This is a genomic window from Vibrio sp. 10N.222.49.C12 (assembly GCF_041475025.1).
Taxonomy (GTDB): domain Bacteria; phylum Pseudomonadota; class Gammaproteobacteria; order Enterobacterales; family Vibrionaceae; genus Vibrio; species Vibrio crassostreae_C.
The window spans coordinates 1-15,230 of the sequence record NZ_JBFRVF010000070.1 but is presented as its reverse complement, the minus strand read 5'-3'; the positions used below and the strand labels follow the sequence as shown (position 1 = coordinate 15,230).

At 43.9% G+C, this 15,230-nt stretch carries 16 protein-coding genes; 10 read left to right on the top strand and 6 right to left on the bottom strand.

Annotation, left to right across the window (positions count from 1 at the left end; genetic code table 11):
• Positions 1-221 precede the first annotated feature (221 nt).
• The 10 genes from AB4583_RS18770 (at position 222) to AB4583_RS18725 (ending at position 11,862) form a co-directional block, all read left to right on the top strand.
• Complete coding sequence (locus AB4583_RS18770; protein ID WP_017059589.1) at positions 222-626, top strand: Hpt domain-containing protein; 405 nt, start codon at positions 222-224, stop codon at positions 624-626.
• A 223-nt stretch (positions 627-849) separates the two neighbouring features.
• A complete protein-coding gene (locus tag AB4583_RS18765) occupies positions 850-2,361 on the top strand; it encodes a sigma-54 dependent transcriptional regulator (protein ID WP_136978470.1) in 1,512 nt (503 codons plus the stop codon).
• Positions 2,342-3,448, top strand: a complete 1,107-nt coding sequence (locus AB4583_RS18760; protein ID WP_372118746.1) for a glycosyltransferase family 4 protein — start codon at positions 2,342-2,344, stop codon at positions 3,446-3,448. Before AB4583_RS18765 ends, AB4583_RS18760 begins: the two co-directional genes overlap by 20 nt.
• 251 nt (positions 3,449-3,699) lie before the next feature.
• Complete coding sequence (locus tag AB4583_RS18755; protein WP_372118743.1) at positions 3,700-5,076, top strand: O-antigen ligase family protein; 1,377 nt, start codon at positions 3,700-3,702, stop codon at positions 5,074-5,076.
• 92 nt (positions 5,077-5,168) lie between these two features.
• The gene (locus AB4583_RS18750) at positions 5,169-5,954 is read left to right on the top strand and encodes a DapH/DapD/GlmU-related protein (protein WP_017059585.1); all 786 of its coding nucleotides are present in this window, start codon (positions 5,169-5,171) and stop codon (positions 5,952-5,954) included.
• Positions 5,947-7,065 carry a glycosyltransferase gene (locus AB4583_RS18745; protein ID WP_017070858.1) on the top strand — a complete coding sequence of 373 codons (1,119 nt, stop codon included), beginning with the start codon at positions 5,947-5,949 and terminating at the stop codon, positions 7,063-7,065. The genes AB4583_RS18750 and AB4583_RS18745 overlap by 8 nt, the downstream gene beginning before the upstream one ends.
• Positions 7,062-8,486 (top strand): Wzz/FepE/Etk N-terminal domain-containing protein, encoded by a 1,425-nt coding sequence (locus AB4583_RS18740; protein WP_017063900.1) that lies wholly within the window; start codon positions 7,062-7,064, stop codon positions 8,484-8,486. Before AB4583_RS18745 ends, AB4583_RS18740 begins: the two co-directional genes overlap by 4 nt.
• Before the next feature lie 422 nt (positions 8,487-8,908).
• Complete coding sequence (locus AB4583_RS18735) at positions 8,909-10,009, top strand: glycosyltransferase (RefSeq protein WP_372118739.1); 1,101 nt, start codon at positions 8,909-8,911, stop codon at positions 10,007-10,009.
• The gene (locus AB4583_RS18730; protein WP_017059581.1) at positions 10,006-11,193 is read left to right on the top strand and encodes a glycosyltransferase family 2 protein; all 1,188 of its coding nucleotides are present in this window, start codon (positions 10,006-10,008) and stop codon (positions 11,191-11,193) included. The genes AB4583_RS18735 and AB4583_RS18730 overlap by 4 nt, the downstream gene beginning before the upstream one ends.
• Before the next feature lie 9 nt (positions 11,194-11,202).
• A complete protein-coding gene (locus AB4583_RS18725; protein ID WP_017059580.1) occupies positions 11,203-11,862 on the top strand; it encodes a sugar transferase in 660 nt (219 codons plus the stop codon).
• Positions 11,863-12,115: 253 nt separating this feature from the next.
• Here AB4583_RS18725 and AB4583_RS18720 read toward each other — a convergent pair whose 3' ends face one another.
• The 6 genes from AB4583_RS18720 to AB4583_RS18695 form a co-directional block, all read right to left on the bottom strand.
• Complete coding sequence (locus tag AB4583_RS18720; RefSeq protein WP_372118736.1) at positions 12,116-12,631, bottom strand: GNAT family N-acetyltransferase; 516 nt, start codon at positions 12,629-12,631, stop codon at positions 12,116-12,118.
• Between the two features lie 78 nt (positions 12,632-12,709).
• The gene (locus AB4583_RS18715; RefSeq protein WP_017059577.1) at positions 12,710-12,991 is read right to left on the bottom strand and encodes a hypothetical protein; all 282 of its coding nucleotides are present in this window, start codon (positions 12,989-12,991) and stop codon (positions 12,710-12,712) included.
• 194 nt (positions 12,992-13,185) lie between these two features.
• Positions 13,186-13,590 carry a DUF1801 domain-containing protein gene (locus AB4583_RS18710; RefSeq protein WP_372118733.1) on the bottom strand — a complete coding sequence of 135 codons (405 nt, stop codon included), beginning with the start codon at positions 13,588-13,590 and terminating at the stop codon, positions 13,186-13,188.
• Between the two features lie 104 nt (positions 13,591-13,694).
• Positions 13,695-14,141, bottom strand: coding sequence for a hypothetical protein (locus AB4583_RS18705; protein ID WP_372118751.1), 447 nt, complete (start codon positions 14,139-14,141; stop codon positions 13,695-13,697).
• Between the two features lie 32 nt (positions 14,142-14,173).
• Positions 14,174-14,596 carry a hypothetical protein gene (locus AB4583_RS18700; protein WP_017070863.1) on the bottom strand — a complete coding sequence of 141 codons (423 nt, stop codon included), beginning with the start codon at positions 14,594-14,596 and terminating at the stop codon, positions 14,174-14,176.
• A gap of 207 nt (positions 14,597-14,803) precedes the next feature.
• Positions 14,804-15,230, bottom strand: a 427-nt coding sequence (locus AB4583_RS18695; RefSeq protein ID WP_372118730.1) for an AAA family ATPase, incomplete at its 5' end; no start/stop codon positions are given.

The window sequence follows — 15,230 nt, the reverse complement described above, 5'->3', positions numbered from 1 at the left end:
GGGTTCATGGGGCGGATACTTTATAGGCACCTAAGTTTATATTTCATAAGAGAAAACAAAATAAAATCAGTCCGTTAGGTTTGTCACAAACCCAATGGCAAGATGAGTGAGATGCCAATTAAATGCTCTATTTGTACGGCAACCAGTTGAAATTATTCTAGAAAATGACTAAAACTTAATAGTATTAACAGATATTAAGCTCAATAAAAGGACTTAGTTTGATGAATTCTACTTTAGCGTCAGACGCAGCTACAAATCTAAACTCACAACAAGTGAGCGAGCTTGTCGATGAAAGCGTTCTGGAGCAAATGATTCGCGATACGAGTGCGGACATTATCCCTATCTTGATCGACCATTATGTCGAAGAATCACAAACACGCTTGGTCGCCATAAAAGAGGCTGTCACGCAGAAAGACGCTCAAACACTTGAGTTCGAGGTCCACACTCTCGGCAGCACAGCGCTTTCGTTAGGTAATCGCCCTTTGGGTGAATTAGCTCGAGCTTTAGAAAAGCTATGTTTAGAACAGAGTCATGATGCGGCATTTCGACAAGTTGATGAATTACTAGAGCTCGCAGAGCGTTCAATAAAAGCCTTGCTTGAAAGGAAAGAGGCAGGCTTCAGCTAGCTTTGCATGTTCATTATCGGTATCAGATTAAAAACTCAAAACAGTCGTTATTAATATAGTCGCCATAAGATGGGCTCCATCATGAACAGCAATGCGAGAAGTTATACAGGCCGCTTCTTAAAAGATTGCATGTGGTAGATAACAAATACACAAGACTCGTATTGATGGTTGCATATCACTATGTTATTGATTGGTTAGGATAAAGTTTCAAAAGGAATACACAATGCGCCCTAAGGTATTGTTAGTTGAAGACTCCACCTCACTCGCCGTACTCTACAAGCAGTACGTAAAAGACGAGCCCTATGATATTTTCCACGTCGAAACCGGCGCGGAAGCTAAGACCTTCATTGAAAGGCACTCTCCACAGCTTGTGATTCTCGACCTTAAGCTTCCTGACATGCCAGGCGAAGAAGTCTTAGATTGGATTACTGCTAACGAAATACCGACCGCTGTCATCATCGCGACAGCGCATGGTTCAGTAAACATCGCGGTAGACCTTATCCAACGCGGTGCAGAAGACTTCTTAGAGAAACCCATTCAAGCCGATCGACTCAAGACCTCTGTTAGCTTGCATCTAAAAAGAGCGAAACTCGAAAACCTCGTCGATAACATGCAAAGCAAATTCGATCGTGATCGTTTTCATAATTTCATTGGCTCTTGCCTACCCATGCAGGCGGTTTACAAGATCATTGATTCGGTAGCACCAACCACTGCCAGCGTGTTTATTAACGGCGAAAGTGGTACAGGTAAAGAAGTGTGTGCGGAAGCGATTCACCAAGAGAGTCAGCGTAATGGTAAACCCTTCGTGGCCATTAACTGCGGCGCTATCCCTCGAGACCTAATGGAGAGTGAAATCTTCGGTCACGTTAAAGGTGCGTTTACCGGTGCGACAACCGACCGGAAAGGTGCAGCAATGCAAGCGCATGGCGGTACCCTATTTCTCGATGAGCTTTGTGAAATGGAACTGGAGATGCAGAAGAAGCTCCTCAGATTTTTGCAAACTGGTACGTTTACTCCACTCGGTGGCAACCGCGAGATTAAAGTGGATGTCAGAATTATCTGTGCGACCAACCGCGATCCACTGGTTGAAGTAGAAGAAGGACGTTTTAGAGAAGACCTTTACTATCGTGTTCACGTTGTGCCTATCGAAATGCCACCGCTTCGCGAGCGAGGGAGTGACATTGTCACTCTTTGCAATCATTTCTTGAAGCTGTACGCGAAGCAAGACAAGAAGAAGTTTAAATCAATAGACAAAGAAACGCAGAATCTACTTAAACGTTATGCGTGGCCAGGCAATGTGCGTCAGTTGCAAAACATCATCCGTAACATAGTGGTGTTGAACAATGAAACGAGCGTGACTAAAGACATGTTACCGCCTCCGATTAATAAAGTAGATGCCGCTCCATCATCTAAATCAGTGACACCAATTCGAGTAACTGCGCCTCAACCTGCAGTTGTTGAAGCACCAGAAGCTAAGTTGCCACCGATTACTCCGGAAGAGTTGGAACAATCGTCAGTTGCTCAAGCTCACAATGAGCCGATGACGCCTGCATTTACCACAAGCGAAGGTGCTATTCGTCCAATGTGGCAAATAGAACGTGAAGCCATTCAACATGCCATCAATCATTGCGATGGGAATGTGTTAAACGCTGCTGTGCTGTTAGAACTTAGCCCTTCTACTGTTTATCGTAAGAAACAGGCTTGGGAATCGGAAGATGAGTACAATCAAGCCTAACCAAGGTGTACTCGACATAAACCTTCATGAGATTTGGCTGTTGATCGACAGCCAAACTTTTGGAGGCATAGAAACGCATGTTTTAGAATTAGCACAAGGCCTGATATCGGAAAGCGCTCAGTATTCAGAGGCTGTTCGTATCGTTCTTTTGACTAAGTTTAATCCTGAAGCGATCATCGTTGAAAAGTTGAATGCGCTAAACATCCCTTTTAGTTACCTCTCCGATTTAGCCTCATGTTCTGTAGATTCAAATGGCAATAGCGCGACACAGCTGAAACGTGCAGTTCAACATTATCAACCAAGGCTTATCCATGCTCATGGTTACAAAGCCAGTTTGGTCAGCAAGTTAATCAAGCTTCCGCCTCGTTTCAACAACACAAAGCAAATCACCACTTATCACGCAGGTGAAACCCCAACAGGCAAAGTATGGCTTTATGATTGGCTCGACCGTTACAGCAGTTTTCTTTCTGATCAGTCGCTCGTGGTCAGTGAAAAGATTAAAGCGAAAGTGCCGAGTCAAACCCATCAATTGAATAACTTTGTTAAAATGCCAACCGGGTTAACAAGCTCCCCTTCATCAAGCCCATTCCATGTTGGTTTTGTGGGGCGATTGAGCCATGAAAAAGCGCCTGATCGATTTGTTGCATTAGCCAAACAGTTTCCTGATGTTCGGTTTGAGCTTTTTGGTGACGGGCCAGAAATGGACATCTTAGTTAAATCGCAGCCTGATAATGTGACCTTTCATGGGCATCAGACCAATATGGACGACGTCTGGAGCCAAATCGATCTGTTAATCATCCCTTCTCGCTTTGAAGGCTTACCTATGGCGGCATTAGAAGCCATGATTCGTGGCATTCCCGTTCTCGCCACCTCAGTTGGTAACTTGCCTCAACTCATCGAGCATCAAGTTAACGGCTACCTTGCAAATTCAGAAGCTGAGCTAGAACAGTTTTTATCTTTGTGGATGTCATTGACGAACGAGCAGCGTGACTCTCTCAAGAGTCACGCGATAGAAACCGTGAAAAACCAATACTCTCCACAAACCGTTGTCCCGCAGTTGTTGGAAATCTATCAACTCGACCGTTAATTCTAGCCTTAGTCGATAACTGGTTATTTGGGCTTGATGATTTAAGTACTTTAGTCAGTTTTATACTGATTCTCAAAATGACAAAACTCACCTCAAGGCTACGCCCTCACTTAATAATCCAACATTAAATCAGTAAGTTAAACAAAATGCATAACTGGCACTCACTTTGCAATCTTTAACATCAGGCGTAACTACGTCTAAAAAGATTGCGAGCCGAGTCCTAAAGAGTTTATTTGCCAATAGAGGTCACAATGGTCAACCCTGAAGCCAATAGATTGCCAGTCATCATCACGATCAGCACCTTGTGTGTTGGGCTTGGTGTTGTTTGGTACTTTGTGCCTCACCCTGCTGTCATTGTGGCGCTCGCTCTTGTGCCATTGGCCGGGTTATTCGTGTTAAACAAAACATTCTGGTTAGTTCTATTGTTCGTTGTCTTTTCATTTTTCCGAATTCACGAAGCTATACCTCAGCTCTATTCGCTAAAAATACCGCTGATGCTTTCATTAGGCGCTCTGTCGGCTCTTCTATGGCATGCATTAATCAGTAAAGAACTTAAAATCTTCTGGCACCCTTGTTTAAATTGGCTCGCCATATTTTGGGTATTGGTTTTCATTGGTATTATCTTCGCGTCCAACAGGCCAATAGCACTAGCAGAATTCAAGGGCGTTTATTGGAAAATTATAGTGATGACGCTTGCGATTGCTTGGCTAGTAAACACCACGGAAAATCTCGCAAAAACCGCGATGACGATTATCTACGCTGGCGCTTTAGTCAGCTCTATTGCCGTGTACAACTCAGTAAATGGTATTGGGCTTGTCGAGGGCTCACGCGTGACTATTGGCCGCGATTTTGGCTCTATGTTAGGTGACCCGAACGACCTAGCACTGGTACTGATGTTCCCACTCGCCTTTACAATAAGCCAAGCCACCACGACTGGCATCTCACGATCCAAACGTTTAATCAGTGCCTTAGTTTGTCTGTTACTGCTCGCCGCCATTATTGCCACTCAAAGCCGTGGCGGATTACTGGGTTGTATTGCGGTGATTGGTATTTTTGCGTGGAAGCTAGTGCGCTCTAAAGTTCTCTTAATCTCAGTGGGAACTGTCGCGGCCGTGGTGCTCTATTTAGTTGCTGGTATCTCAGACAGATCTTCTGGTGGTGCCGCTGAACAAGGTATCGATGAATCTGCAATGGGTCGAATCTATGCTTGGGAAGCAGCAATAAAGATGGCAGTTGAGAATCCACTGACCGGCGTAGGGTTGAACAACTTCTTCTCGAACTACTTCTTTTACAGTTCGCATTGGGACGGACTGAATCACGCCGTTCACAGTACCTGGTTTGGTGTGTTGGCAGAAACAGGCTTTATTGGTCTGATCATTTTTGTCTGCCTTATCGTTTCTTTGATCAAAACCTCTCGCTCTACGCTAACGAGGTTAAAAAACTCGGCCACAGAAATCGCCCCCGAACTCAATGCGGTCGCCTATGCGATCTATGCAGGTCTGATTGGAACAATCGTGTCGGGTACATTTTTGACTCAAGGCTTCAACTGGCCGATTTATATCCTCGCAGCACTCACAGTTTGCGTCTCAAATGTATCTCAAACTGCCTGTCAAAATGAGAAAACCTAAAAGACACATTTTAACCTATTGAAAATATTATATTTATTAGATGGCACAATATATGAAAGTACTTCTATATAACAAAAAAGAGGATTTTCATTATGACGTCAGTATCTATACATCAATTCAAACATTGGCTTAAGTTTCATCCTAATTCTCGAATTAGAAATGTGTTTTTCATTTTGAAAAACATCAGAAGCGCAGAGCTACCTACCCCTAAACTATTTAATCGCTGTCTATATCAAGCGCACAAGCTAGTGGTGAATCTGGTTTCTGGCTTTACGCGATTCTTCTACTGGACTCCGGCTTTCAAAGGTCGTGTGGCTCAATGTGGCAAACGCCTGTATTTGTATGGTGGACTGCCTTTCGTCAGCGGTCCGGTGCAAATTACGATTGGCGACAACTGCCGTATCTCTGGCCACACGACATTCTCTGGTTGTACTCAACAACTTGAAGGCTTGGAACACCCACTATTGTCGATTGGCAATAACGTCGACATTGGTTGGCAGTCGACTATCGCTGTTGGAGGTAAAGTGGTTATCTCTGACAACGTACGCATCGCTGGCGGCGCTTTTCTATTTGGATACTCTGGACACCCGCTTGATGCAAAACGCCGAGCGCTAGGTGAAGGTGACGACCCTCAGCAAATCGGTGACATCATTCTTGAACCCGATGTTTGGTTGGGCACGAATGTGACGGTCAAAGGTGGCGTAACCATCGGCGAAGGTGCCGTAATAGCCGCAGGCAGCGTAGTAACAAAGAATATTCCTGCCTTCGCAATCGCAGGTGGCAACCCAGCTCGAGTTGTCGGTCACATCAAACCCGTTGAAGTGACAGAATCCGATATGTTCGATTCGTTAGAGACTCATGGAGGTGACCATGCGTGATTTAATCGTATTTGGTGAAGACTTTGGTGGCCTACCTTCATCGACTCAACATTTAGTTCGTCACCTTGCTAAGCAGCACAAAGTCTTATGGGTCAACTCAATTGGCTTAAGACAACCGAAGCTTTCCGCTAAAGATGCAAACCGAGCGTTCAACAAGTTGTTTGGTAAAACCAAGGCCGTAACTCAAAACATGCTCGACTCTGAGGGACACGACAACATTACTATCGTTAACTTAAAGACAATCCCTGCGCCTGCTTCTAAATTTTCTAGAAAGTTGGCTCAGCAAATGATGTTGCACCAACTAAAACCGGTTATTGCAGAGCTTAATCTTAACGCGCCTATCCTATGGACTTCTCTTCCGACCGCTGTTGATTTGTGCGGACACTTAGGCGAGTCATCTGTGGTCTATTACTGCGGTGATGATTTTAGCGCGCTGGCTGGTGTTGATCATGACACCGTTGCACAGCACGAATCAGAGCTAATCGAAAAATCAACGCTTATATTCGCGGCTAGCAAAAAATTGATGGGTAAATTTCCAAAGCATAAAGCGCACTTGCTACCACATGGTGTCGACGTAGACCTATTTTCAACACCCGCACCAAGAGCAAAAGATTTACCAAGCAACCACCGCCCTATTGCTGGTTTTTATGGCAGCCTTTCTAAGTGGCTTGATTATGAAATGATTGATCATGTTGCGAATGCGATGCCGGAATGGGACTTTGTTTTCATAGGTCCAAACGAGCTTGATACGCTCATGCTGCCTAAGTTGAGTAACGTACATTACCTTGGCCCTCGTCCACACCACACGCTACCAAGCTATTCTCAACACTGGGATGTGAGCTTGTTGCCGTTTGTTGATAACGAGCAGATCCGAGCGTGTAGCCCACTCAAACTAATGGAATACCTTGCGGCGGGCACACCCATTATCACAACACCGTTCCCTGCTTTGGTTCCATATCAAGGGCACGTAACCACGGTTGGCAGTGCCAACCAAATGATTTGGGCGCTTGATCATGCACGCGAGCTAAGCAACTCACCTATCTCTGTCGTCGAACAAGAGAGCTGGCAGAACCGTGGTAACTTCGTACATTGGATGTTGGAGCTATTATGAATAATCTGAAATTGCGGTTATTAGTCATCATCAATGCGATGTGGCGCCAACGCTACGTTATCGTTCTGCCAATGCTTATTTTGCCCTTTGTAGGCTTTGGTGTGAGCAAGTTGGCTCCAACTAAATATGACGCGCATACCAGTATGTTGATTCAAGAAACGGCCAAGATGAATCCATTCTTGGAAGACATTGCCGTTTCGACGATGCTCAAAGATCGACTTAACGCATTGAGAACACTGCTTCACAGTCGACATGTGCTTTACTCGGTCGCTGATGAACTGCAATTAACCACGCCAGATATGCCTGAAATTGAGAAACAAGAGATCATTACTGACCTGTCTCAACGTCTAACGGTGACTCAGCTTGGAAAAGATTTTCTAAAGATAAGTCTAACGTCGAACACACCAAATGGAATGGAAGCGACGCTGCGCTCGGTAAGTGAACATTTCATTGAACAGTTACTCGCACCGGAACGTTCATCGATTGAAGATTCAAGTAACTTCTTGAAAATCCATATCGACAAACGTAGCGCAGAGCTTGCAGAAGCAGAAGAAGCGCTAGCTGCATACATGAATGAGAATGTTCATTCGACGCCTGAGGTACAGAGCCAAAGTTTGAATCGCTTAGCTTCACTCAAACAAACACTGGCAGAAAAAGAGGCCGAGTTATCGGGTGTCGAAAAAAGTTTAGGGTCAATCGACCAACAACTTTCAAGAACCAACCCTGTGATCGGTAAATTAGAAGACCAGATCATCGACATTCGTAGCGACCTTACCTTGTTACAAGCTAAATACACGGACAAGCACAGTGCTGTGCAAGCTAAAGTGCGTGAGCTAGACAGACTAGAGAATGAACGTAAGAGTTTGCTCGAGGTAACCCAGCCAACGATGAACAGCGACCAGCTTTGGGACATCGCAAGTAGTACGACACTGAACAAACTTTCTGATACCCAACCTCTTCTGGTCACTCAATTACACAGCCTACAGCTGGTTCGTGCTCGCTTTGAGTCTTTAACTGAAGAGACCAAAAGCCTTCGAACTATGATTTTCGAATTAGAACACAAGGCCAATAACTTCGGCGAAAATGCAAAAGAGATGTACCGCCTTAAACGTCAAGTTGAAATCAAACGTCAACTATATGATGAACTGACAGAGCGTTATGAAATGGCTCAACTAACGGGTTCGCTTGGTGTATTCGAGCAAAACAAACGTGTGAAGATTATCGATTTGCCTTTCACACCGAGTGTCAAATCTAACATGCCGACTTTTGTTTTTATTCTGGCTGGATTCGTTGCAGGTATCGGACTGGGTATTGGTTTAGCGGTATTGTTTGAACTGTTTGATTCTTCAATCAAACGCAAAGACGAAATCGAAGATATCTTGGGTGTCCCTGTGATAACGGTGATCCCTAAAATGAGCTAGTCAGCCTCAAAGCCATTTTTGACTTGCTAGATTCACAGCTTTCTAATTTCCTAGCTTCGTGCTTTCTAGCTTTCTAGTTTTCTAGTTTTCTAGTTTTCTAGTTTCCAAGCTTCGTGCATCCTAGAGCAAAACGCCAACACTCGGTTGGCGTTTTGTTTGTTTAAAGCCCCAAGTTCTAATGCTACTCTCGATTTACCCAAGCCCTATGATTCAACCTGCCATTCAATCGTATTTTGTTTTGATTCCCATTTTGAGAAATGAAAACCGCACTGGAATTGAATAACATAAGCAACTGAAAAATAAAGATTATTTAGTTGGCACAACTTCTGCAATCTCCTTGTGTAGTTAAACGTTTTAAAGAAGTTACTTCAAGAGAAACGTCAGAAAGGCGAAACAACAATTATAAAGGCAGGGTCCAAACTATGAATACGCATTTAACGAAGCATGGCAAAAAGATCATACACGTTGTTCAGCACCTTGCACCGGGTGGATTAGAAACCCTAACTCTGGATTTGCTGCGCCTTGCTAAACCAACAGACCAAGTGTTGATTGTCAGTTTAGAGGGTACTAAACAAGAGTCTATAAACAACTGGCCGAAGCTAGAGCCATACAAAAAGCAAATCGTCTTTTTGGATAAAGCACCAGGCGTACAATTCAATATCATTATTAAGCTAATTAAAGCCTTCAACGCGATTCACCCTGATGTGGTTCATACCCATCATATTGGCCCACTGTTATACGCTGGTTATGCCGCTCGCGTAACCGGGGTTCCAACTCGAATCCATACCGAACATGACGCTTGGCATCTGAACAACAACAAACGTCGTCGATTACAAGCGCTTGCTTTAAAAGCTGCTCAACCAACGTTAGTTGCCGACGCGACACGTGTTTATAACCAACTACGCACTGCTTTTTCTTATGAGAACATCATTACCATCAAAAATGGTGTTGATTGTGAGAAGTTTAAGCCGATGTCGAAAGAACACGCGAGAGCAAAACTAAACCTGCCGACAGACAAACACATCATCGGTTGTGCAGGTCGACTAGAACATGTCAAAGGCCAAGACCAACTTATTAAAGCACTGACTCTTTTACCTGCAAACATGGTTGTCGCATTGGCTGGCGGCGGTACTAAACGCAATCAACTAGAGCAACTGACTAGCCGCTTGAATCTGAATGACCGAGTCATCTTTCTTGGCTTAGTTGAAGACATGACCACGTTTTACGGAGCGTTGGATACGTTCTGCCTACCTTCACGCCACGAAGGGCTGCCGCTCTCTACACTAGAAGCTCAGGCGTGCAACATCCCTACCGTCGCAATGAATGTAGGAGCTGTCGATGAAACCTTATGTCCAGTCAGCGGCGCCCTCGTCAAAAGCGGCAGCATTGTGGGGTTAGCTAGTGCGCTATTAGAAAAGCAAAATGAACGCTTTTTGTCACCTCGTCGTTACGTACTCGAAAACTTCGACATCATCAAAATGGTTTCGTCTTACAACGATATATCAGAAGGAGCTTACGCATGATTGATTGGTTGCTTGCGGGACTTTGTTTGTTTTCAGGTGCGTTGATTGTCTATCATCACGCAGCCTACCCTTTGTTACTGCGTTGGTATGCGAAAAGCCACCCCGCACGCAAAGTTGAAGAGAGTCATCGTTGCTACAAAGAGGAACAGCAAGATTGCACGTTGCCGACCATCACCGTTCTTGTTCCTGCATTTAACGAAGAACAGTGGATCGCAGACAAGATTCGTAACCTTGCTTCACTCGATTACCCAAAAAAGAAGTTGGAAGTCATTATCGCTTGCGATGGTTGCACTGATAACACAGTCGCCATTGCACAAATGACCATACAAGAAGCGATGTGCAGTGATGTCTATTTTGAGATACATGACCATCAAGTAAACCGAGGTAAAGTCGCGGTTGTTAATGAAGAAGTGACACGTATAACCAGTGATATCACGGCGATGAGTGATGTTTCTGCCCTTATTTCATTGGATGCTTTGCTTATAGCTGCCGCTCATTTTGAAAGTGACAAGGTTGGAGTGGTAAACGCAACGTATCAACTTTGTCCAACAGGCAATGAAGGCGAAAACACGTATTGGCAGTACCAAACCGCGGTTAAAGAGTCTGAGGCTTCGTTAGGTTCTAGCTTGGGTTCTCATGGCGCTTTCTACTTGTTTAGAACACACCTGTTTGAACTGCTTCCACTCAACACTATTAATGATGATTTCATCTTACCGATGCAAATCGTTAAACAAGGTTACATCGCCGAATACGAAACCCAAATGGTGGCATTAGAGCTAGAAGAATCGAACCTAGAAACAGACTTCAAAAGAAGACTTCGTATTTCAGCGGGCAACATGCAACAAGCGATTCGATTATTTGCCTTGTTCAGCCCGAAGTTTAAAGGCATCGCGTTTGCGTTCTTTTCAGGAAAAGGACTTCGCCTACTCACTCCCTATTTAATGATTGTGTGCTTAGTGTGCTCAATCTTACTTAGCAACTACTTGGTATTTGAAGCGCTGTTATGGGCTCAAGTTGCCGTTTATACCATTGGCGTCCTTGGCTGCATCTTGCCAAAGCGTCTAGTAAACAAACCTATTTCATTAATCTCTTATTTGATAGTTGGACACTACGCCAACTTCATTGGTGGCATTCGTTACCTAATCGGACTAGAAAACTCACCTTGGACACGAGCAAATCATTAAGGACTTATTATGATTAACATTGAACAGCTATCTACCCAAAACCTATACCAATACAAAATCTCACGTGCTAAACGTACTTTCGATTTTGTAAGCTCACTGATTGCTTTGATTTTGCTAGCGCCCGTATTTCCGTTGATTGCGATGGCGATTGCACTCACTTCTCGTGGCCCTATTTTCTACCGTCAACTGCGCGTTGGTAAATCGACACCAGAGAAAATGGAAATCTTTGAAATCATGAAATTCCGTAGCATGTACGAGGATGCAGAAACTCGCTCTGGTGCAGTTTGGGCTACCGCGAATGACCCGCGAATCACGCCTGTTGGCCGCTTTTTGAGAAAGACACGTCTTGATGAACTGCCACAACTGATCAATGTACTGAAAGGTGAAATGTCTCTAATTGGCCCACGCCCTGAACGCCCTACTTTTTACACCAAACTAGAGAACGAAATTCCTTACTTTGCTGACCGTACATACGGTGTAATGCCTGGTATTACAGGGCTTGCACAAGTAAATCAAGGTTACGACACCTGTATTGATGATGTACGTCGTAAAGTAGGTTTTGACCACAGTTATGCACTAAGCCTATGTTCGGTTAAGTCTTGGATTGCCGCTGATCTCAGCATCATCTCTAAAACAATCATCGTAATGGTAGATGGTCGAGGTCGCTAAACCAGTATGGTCTAATGTGGATACAAAGCCTGTTTTCTATAAAGCCTTAGGGGGCGATTGGAAAGTCGCTAATGAAACACAGAGTGCCGAATTAGCCCACGTTAACTAGACTCGCTGCTCTCGGTTCTCAGTTGAATGGTGTAATAAGGTTTCTTCCCTATCAATTGACGTAAACATTGGCAATGAATGTATAACGCAGATGTGGCTTGAGTTAGGGATTAGAAATTAAGAGCTGAGAGCTCAGAGTTAAGAATTAAGAGTTAAGACGAGAAAGCTTATATTCATAGAAAACCACAGCACTTTCGTCAGAGGCTTGCTCAACAAAACCTAGCTTTTTAAGTAAGTTGGCAGAGGCTATGTTTGAACGATCGACACCGCCAATCAGTGTTGACCATGACTCCATTTTAGCGACTTCTGTGATGAAACCCTTCAGTAGCTCACTCGCTAAACCCTTGCCCCAGAACTCTTCTGCAAGCAAGTAGCCAATATGAGCATCACTTTCGTCTTCTACATAAGCGAACAGAAAACCAATCAATTGATTATCGTTGGATTTCACTTGAAGTAAGCGGCTCCCCGACAACATTCGGTCGAGCCAAATTTCAGCCAGCTCACCTGACACAATACCATGAAAGTATGGTGGAAGGTTTTCAACGACTGACGGGATTAGAATGCCAGGTACTCGCTCAAGCAGAGCCGAACGTTCAGGAACAATAAGTTCACCTGCGACTTCTTCTACTTTTAGTCTTTGAGTTTCAAACGAGATCGCCATGTGTCCTGCCCAATTTGATAAAAATGTGGATTATACACCTGAGTTCTCGTGTTGGCTTCGTTTCCAGGCTAAAGCAAACTAAAGAACAGCCACGCCTTCAACTTCAATCACTGAGTTAACATTTGCTCGCTCGATTATCTTGAGTAACGTCGTTTGAACTAATTCATTATCTCGGATTTCGGTTTCACAAGAAAAACGCTCTTCTTGAACACCATCGCCCTCACCCAGCATAAATTGAACCGCGACTTCCGTTGCGAGATCTTTGGTCGTCCCGTAATACGCTAACGTGATTTTTGGGTATCCGTGGTCGCCTTTTTTAACCTGCTTTGCGATACGTTTTTTGGCTTTATCTAAATTCATACAACTTCCTTTTAAGTTTGAAATACAAGGTGACTAGAACACCTTTTTAAACGGTAAGCAATACAATCAGCGTTGGTTATAGAGATTCCCTAGCCTCTTGATACTAATCAAGATGGTACAGTCTTAGCACTTTAAAGAGTGATAGCTAGAACACAGAAAACCTGTTTAAGAAATATAATGACAACATATAAGAACTACGCGCCAAGAAGTGGGAGATGTTTTCGTTGCTGATAAGTTAAGGCTAATTCCAAGCACTGCTTGATTGGTGCCTTGGGAAGTGGTTCAGTCAGTTTCAAGACGATTGCCCGATTACCTTGAAATACCAATGTGCCATCGTGCAATTCTCTGAATGTGTCGACTAGCTTCGTTTGACAGTTAAAGAACAAGTAATAGTTGTTTGGTGACTTCAATTTCCAGTCGATTCGAATTGGGCTGCCCGTCTTAACGCTGTAACTCGGCTCGCCCCATTTCAGAGACTCTTCGACTTCACCTAGTTCCAAATCAGAGCAAAGCTCAAAGATTAATGAACGCAACTCTTCAAGCCGAGCTCGAACATCATCGGGATACTCGTCGAAATGTGTTTTGATTGCTTGGTCCATTCAATCTCCGATCCACTTGTTGAGATATTAAAATGCAGCTCACTTAAAGCATACAGCCTTAAAAATTAGTCCAACTCAAAACGAAAAGTGCCAAGCCTCGTAAATCACTTTTGCGTTATCTGTTCGTTAGCGGTTTTCAACGCCAGCTTTAAACCGTCCGTATCCTTACAACCAATGTAAACATGCTTTCCATTGTTTAGCCTTAACTTCAGCGCTGAACCTATCGATGCATTATACAACCAACCATCGCTCAGCATTCGGATACCAATACCTTGATACCACTTGCTTTGATAAAACGATGTCTCTGTAATGTCTGACACTTCTACATTCTTACGCCAAAAACCAAAGCCGAAATACCAGCTTAGTACATTGTCTTTAACCTCAATGGTCATGGAGAAAAAGAGCAAAGCAATTAAACCATTGATGGCGTGAGCGATTAATGTCCCGGGGTTATTATTCGAGGTAACGACAAGGAAAGCACTTATCGCAACAAGGATGAGCAGCAATCCCTTGTTGAATTCCTTACTATAAAACACAGCGACAACTCCCATAGACAACGAACAACCCACTAACTAGCCAACAGTTATCTTACTGCAGCCTTTCTAAATAATCGTAGCAAGTAATGCAGGCATACTCCCACAACCAAACCAAGTAGCATCGCCTTGATACTACCAACCCAAAGTATCAAACCAGAATAACCTTGTCCCGGACCTAAGCCTTGTTTATTAATCACATCGACAAACATAAAACCGTTCCACAGCACATGCAGTGAGGCTGTAAATCCATGCACACAAATTGCGATGGTTCCAAGTAACTTGTACTTGCTAATGACCGGTGCGCCACAAAAAATGACAACAAGCGCAAAGGTCAAAATCAGAGGTCCCGACAGTACTAAAGTGAGTGTGATTACTTCAACGTGGCTCTCTATGCCATAACTGTATGTACAAAATACCATTGTCATTGAAAACATAAGCGAAATGAGTGCGAACCATAGCGTTCTATTCATTGGGGTTCCCTGCCTTAATAGTGGGTTTAGGACAAATTCGATAATCGACAGGAAGAACTAATTACCAAAAATACGGCATGAGAAATGCCCTTGTTACACGACTATTCGATGGACAACGCAGACTTTCATAAACCCAATGTAACGGAAGACTTAGAACACAAGCTAGATAATAAAAATACCACTCACCTTCGCACCTGACTGCATACCTTATTGAGCTTCCCGTTGAACCCAAATAACATTTTCATTTGAAGTTGGAACCTCAAACCAAGACCAAAACAGATCTAACATTTCAGGTGTCATTTCATAAGACTTACCATTCAGTTCCGAGTTACGGCTGAATGCCCTCTCCTTACAAGTCTCAAACGGAACATCAAGATAGTGAACTTCGCTGTCCACACCTAGGTTTGATGCCCAGCTTATAAAAGAATCTCGGTCGGACTTACGCCAAAAACCAAAGTCAAAAATCACCGGAACACCCAAGGAAAACAGCTGCATTGCAGAATCCTTGAATAACCCTTGTAACGTAGCCAGCCGGCGGTCAAAAACTTCACGCTCCATATGCTCGCCATACAAAGGAATCATCCACTCATCAATCGAAAAACGAAACGCGCCATGTGCATATTTCGGAGCATTC

Bases quoted from the DNA above. Each gene is read 5' to 3' on its own strand.
- AB4583_RS18720 (WP_372118736.1), bottom strand. From the start codon at position 12,631: ATGGCGATCTCGTTTGAAACTCAAAGACTAAAAGTAGAAGAAGTCGCA.
- AB4583_RS18745 (WP_017070858.1), top strand. From the start codon at position 5,947: ATGCGTGATTTAATCGTATTTGGTGAAGACTTTGGTGGCCTACCTTCA.
- AB4583_RS18725 (WP_017059580.1), top strand. From the start codon at position 11,203: ATGATTAACATTGAACAGCTATCTACCCAAAACCTATACCAATACAAA.
- AB4583_RS18730 (WP_017059581.1), top strand. From the start codon at position 10,006: ATGATTGATTGGTTGCTTGCGGGACTTTGTTTGTTTTCAGGTGCGTTG.
- AB4583_RS18750 (WP_017059585.1), top strand. From the start codon at position 5,169: ATGACGTCAGTATCTATACATCAATTCAAACATTGGCTTAAGTTTCAT.
- AB4583_RS18700 (WP_017070863.1), bottom strand. From the start codon at position 14,596: ATGAATAGAACGCTATGGTTCGCACTCATTTCGCTTATGTTTTCAATG.
- AB4583_RS18740 (WP_017063900.1), top strand. From the start codon at position 7,062: ATGAATAATCTGAAATTGCGGTTATTAGTCATCATCAATGCGATGTGG.
- AB4583_RS18710 (WP_372118733.1), bottom strand. From the start codon at position 13,590: ATGGACCAAGCAATCAAAACACATTTCGACGAGTATCCCGATGATGTT.
- AB4583_RS18715 (WP_017059577.1), bottom strand. From the start codon at position 12,991: ATGAATTTAGATAAAGCCAAAAAACGTATCGCAAAGCAGGTTAAAAAA.
- AB4583_RS18735 (WP_372118739.1), top strand. From the start codon at position 8,909: ATGAATACGCATTTAACGAAGCATGGCAAAAAGATCATACACGTTGTT.
- AB4583_RS18755 (WP_372118743.1), top strand. From the start codon at position 3,700: ATGGTCAACCCTGAAGCCAATAGATTGCCAGTCATCATCACGATCAGC.
- AB4583_RS18765 (WP_136978470.1), top strand. From the start codon at position 850: ATGCGCCCTAAGGTATTGTTAGTTGAAGACTCCACCTCACTCGCCGTA.
- AB4583_RS18770 (WP_017059589.1), top strand. From the start codon at position 222: ATGAATTCTACTTTAGCGTCAGACGCAGCTACAAATCTAAACTCACAA.
- AB4583_RS18705 (WP_372118751.1), bottom strand. From the start codon at position 14,141: ATGGGAGTTGTCGCTGTGTTTTATAGTAAGGAATTCAACAAGGGATTG.
- AB4583_RS18760 (WP_372118746.1), top strand. From the start codon at position 2,342: ATGAGTACAATCAAGCCTAACCAAGGTGTACTCGACATAAACCTTCAT.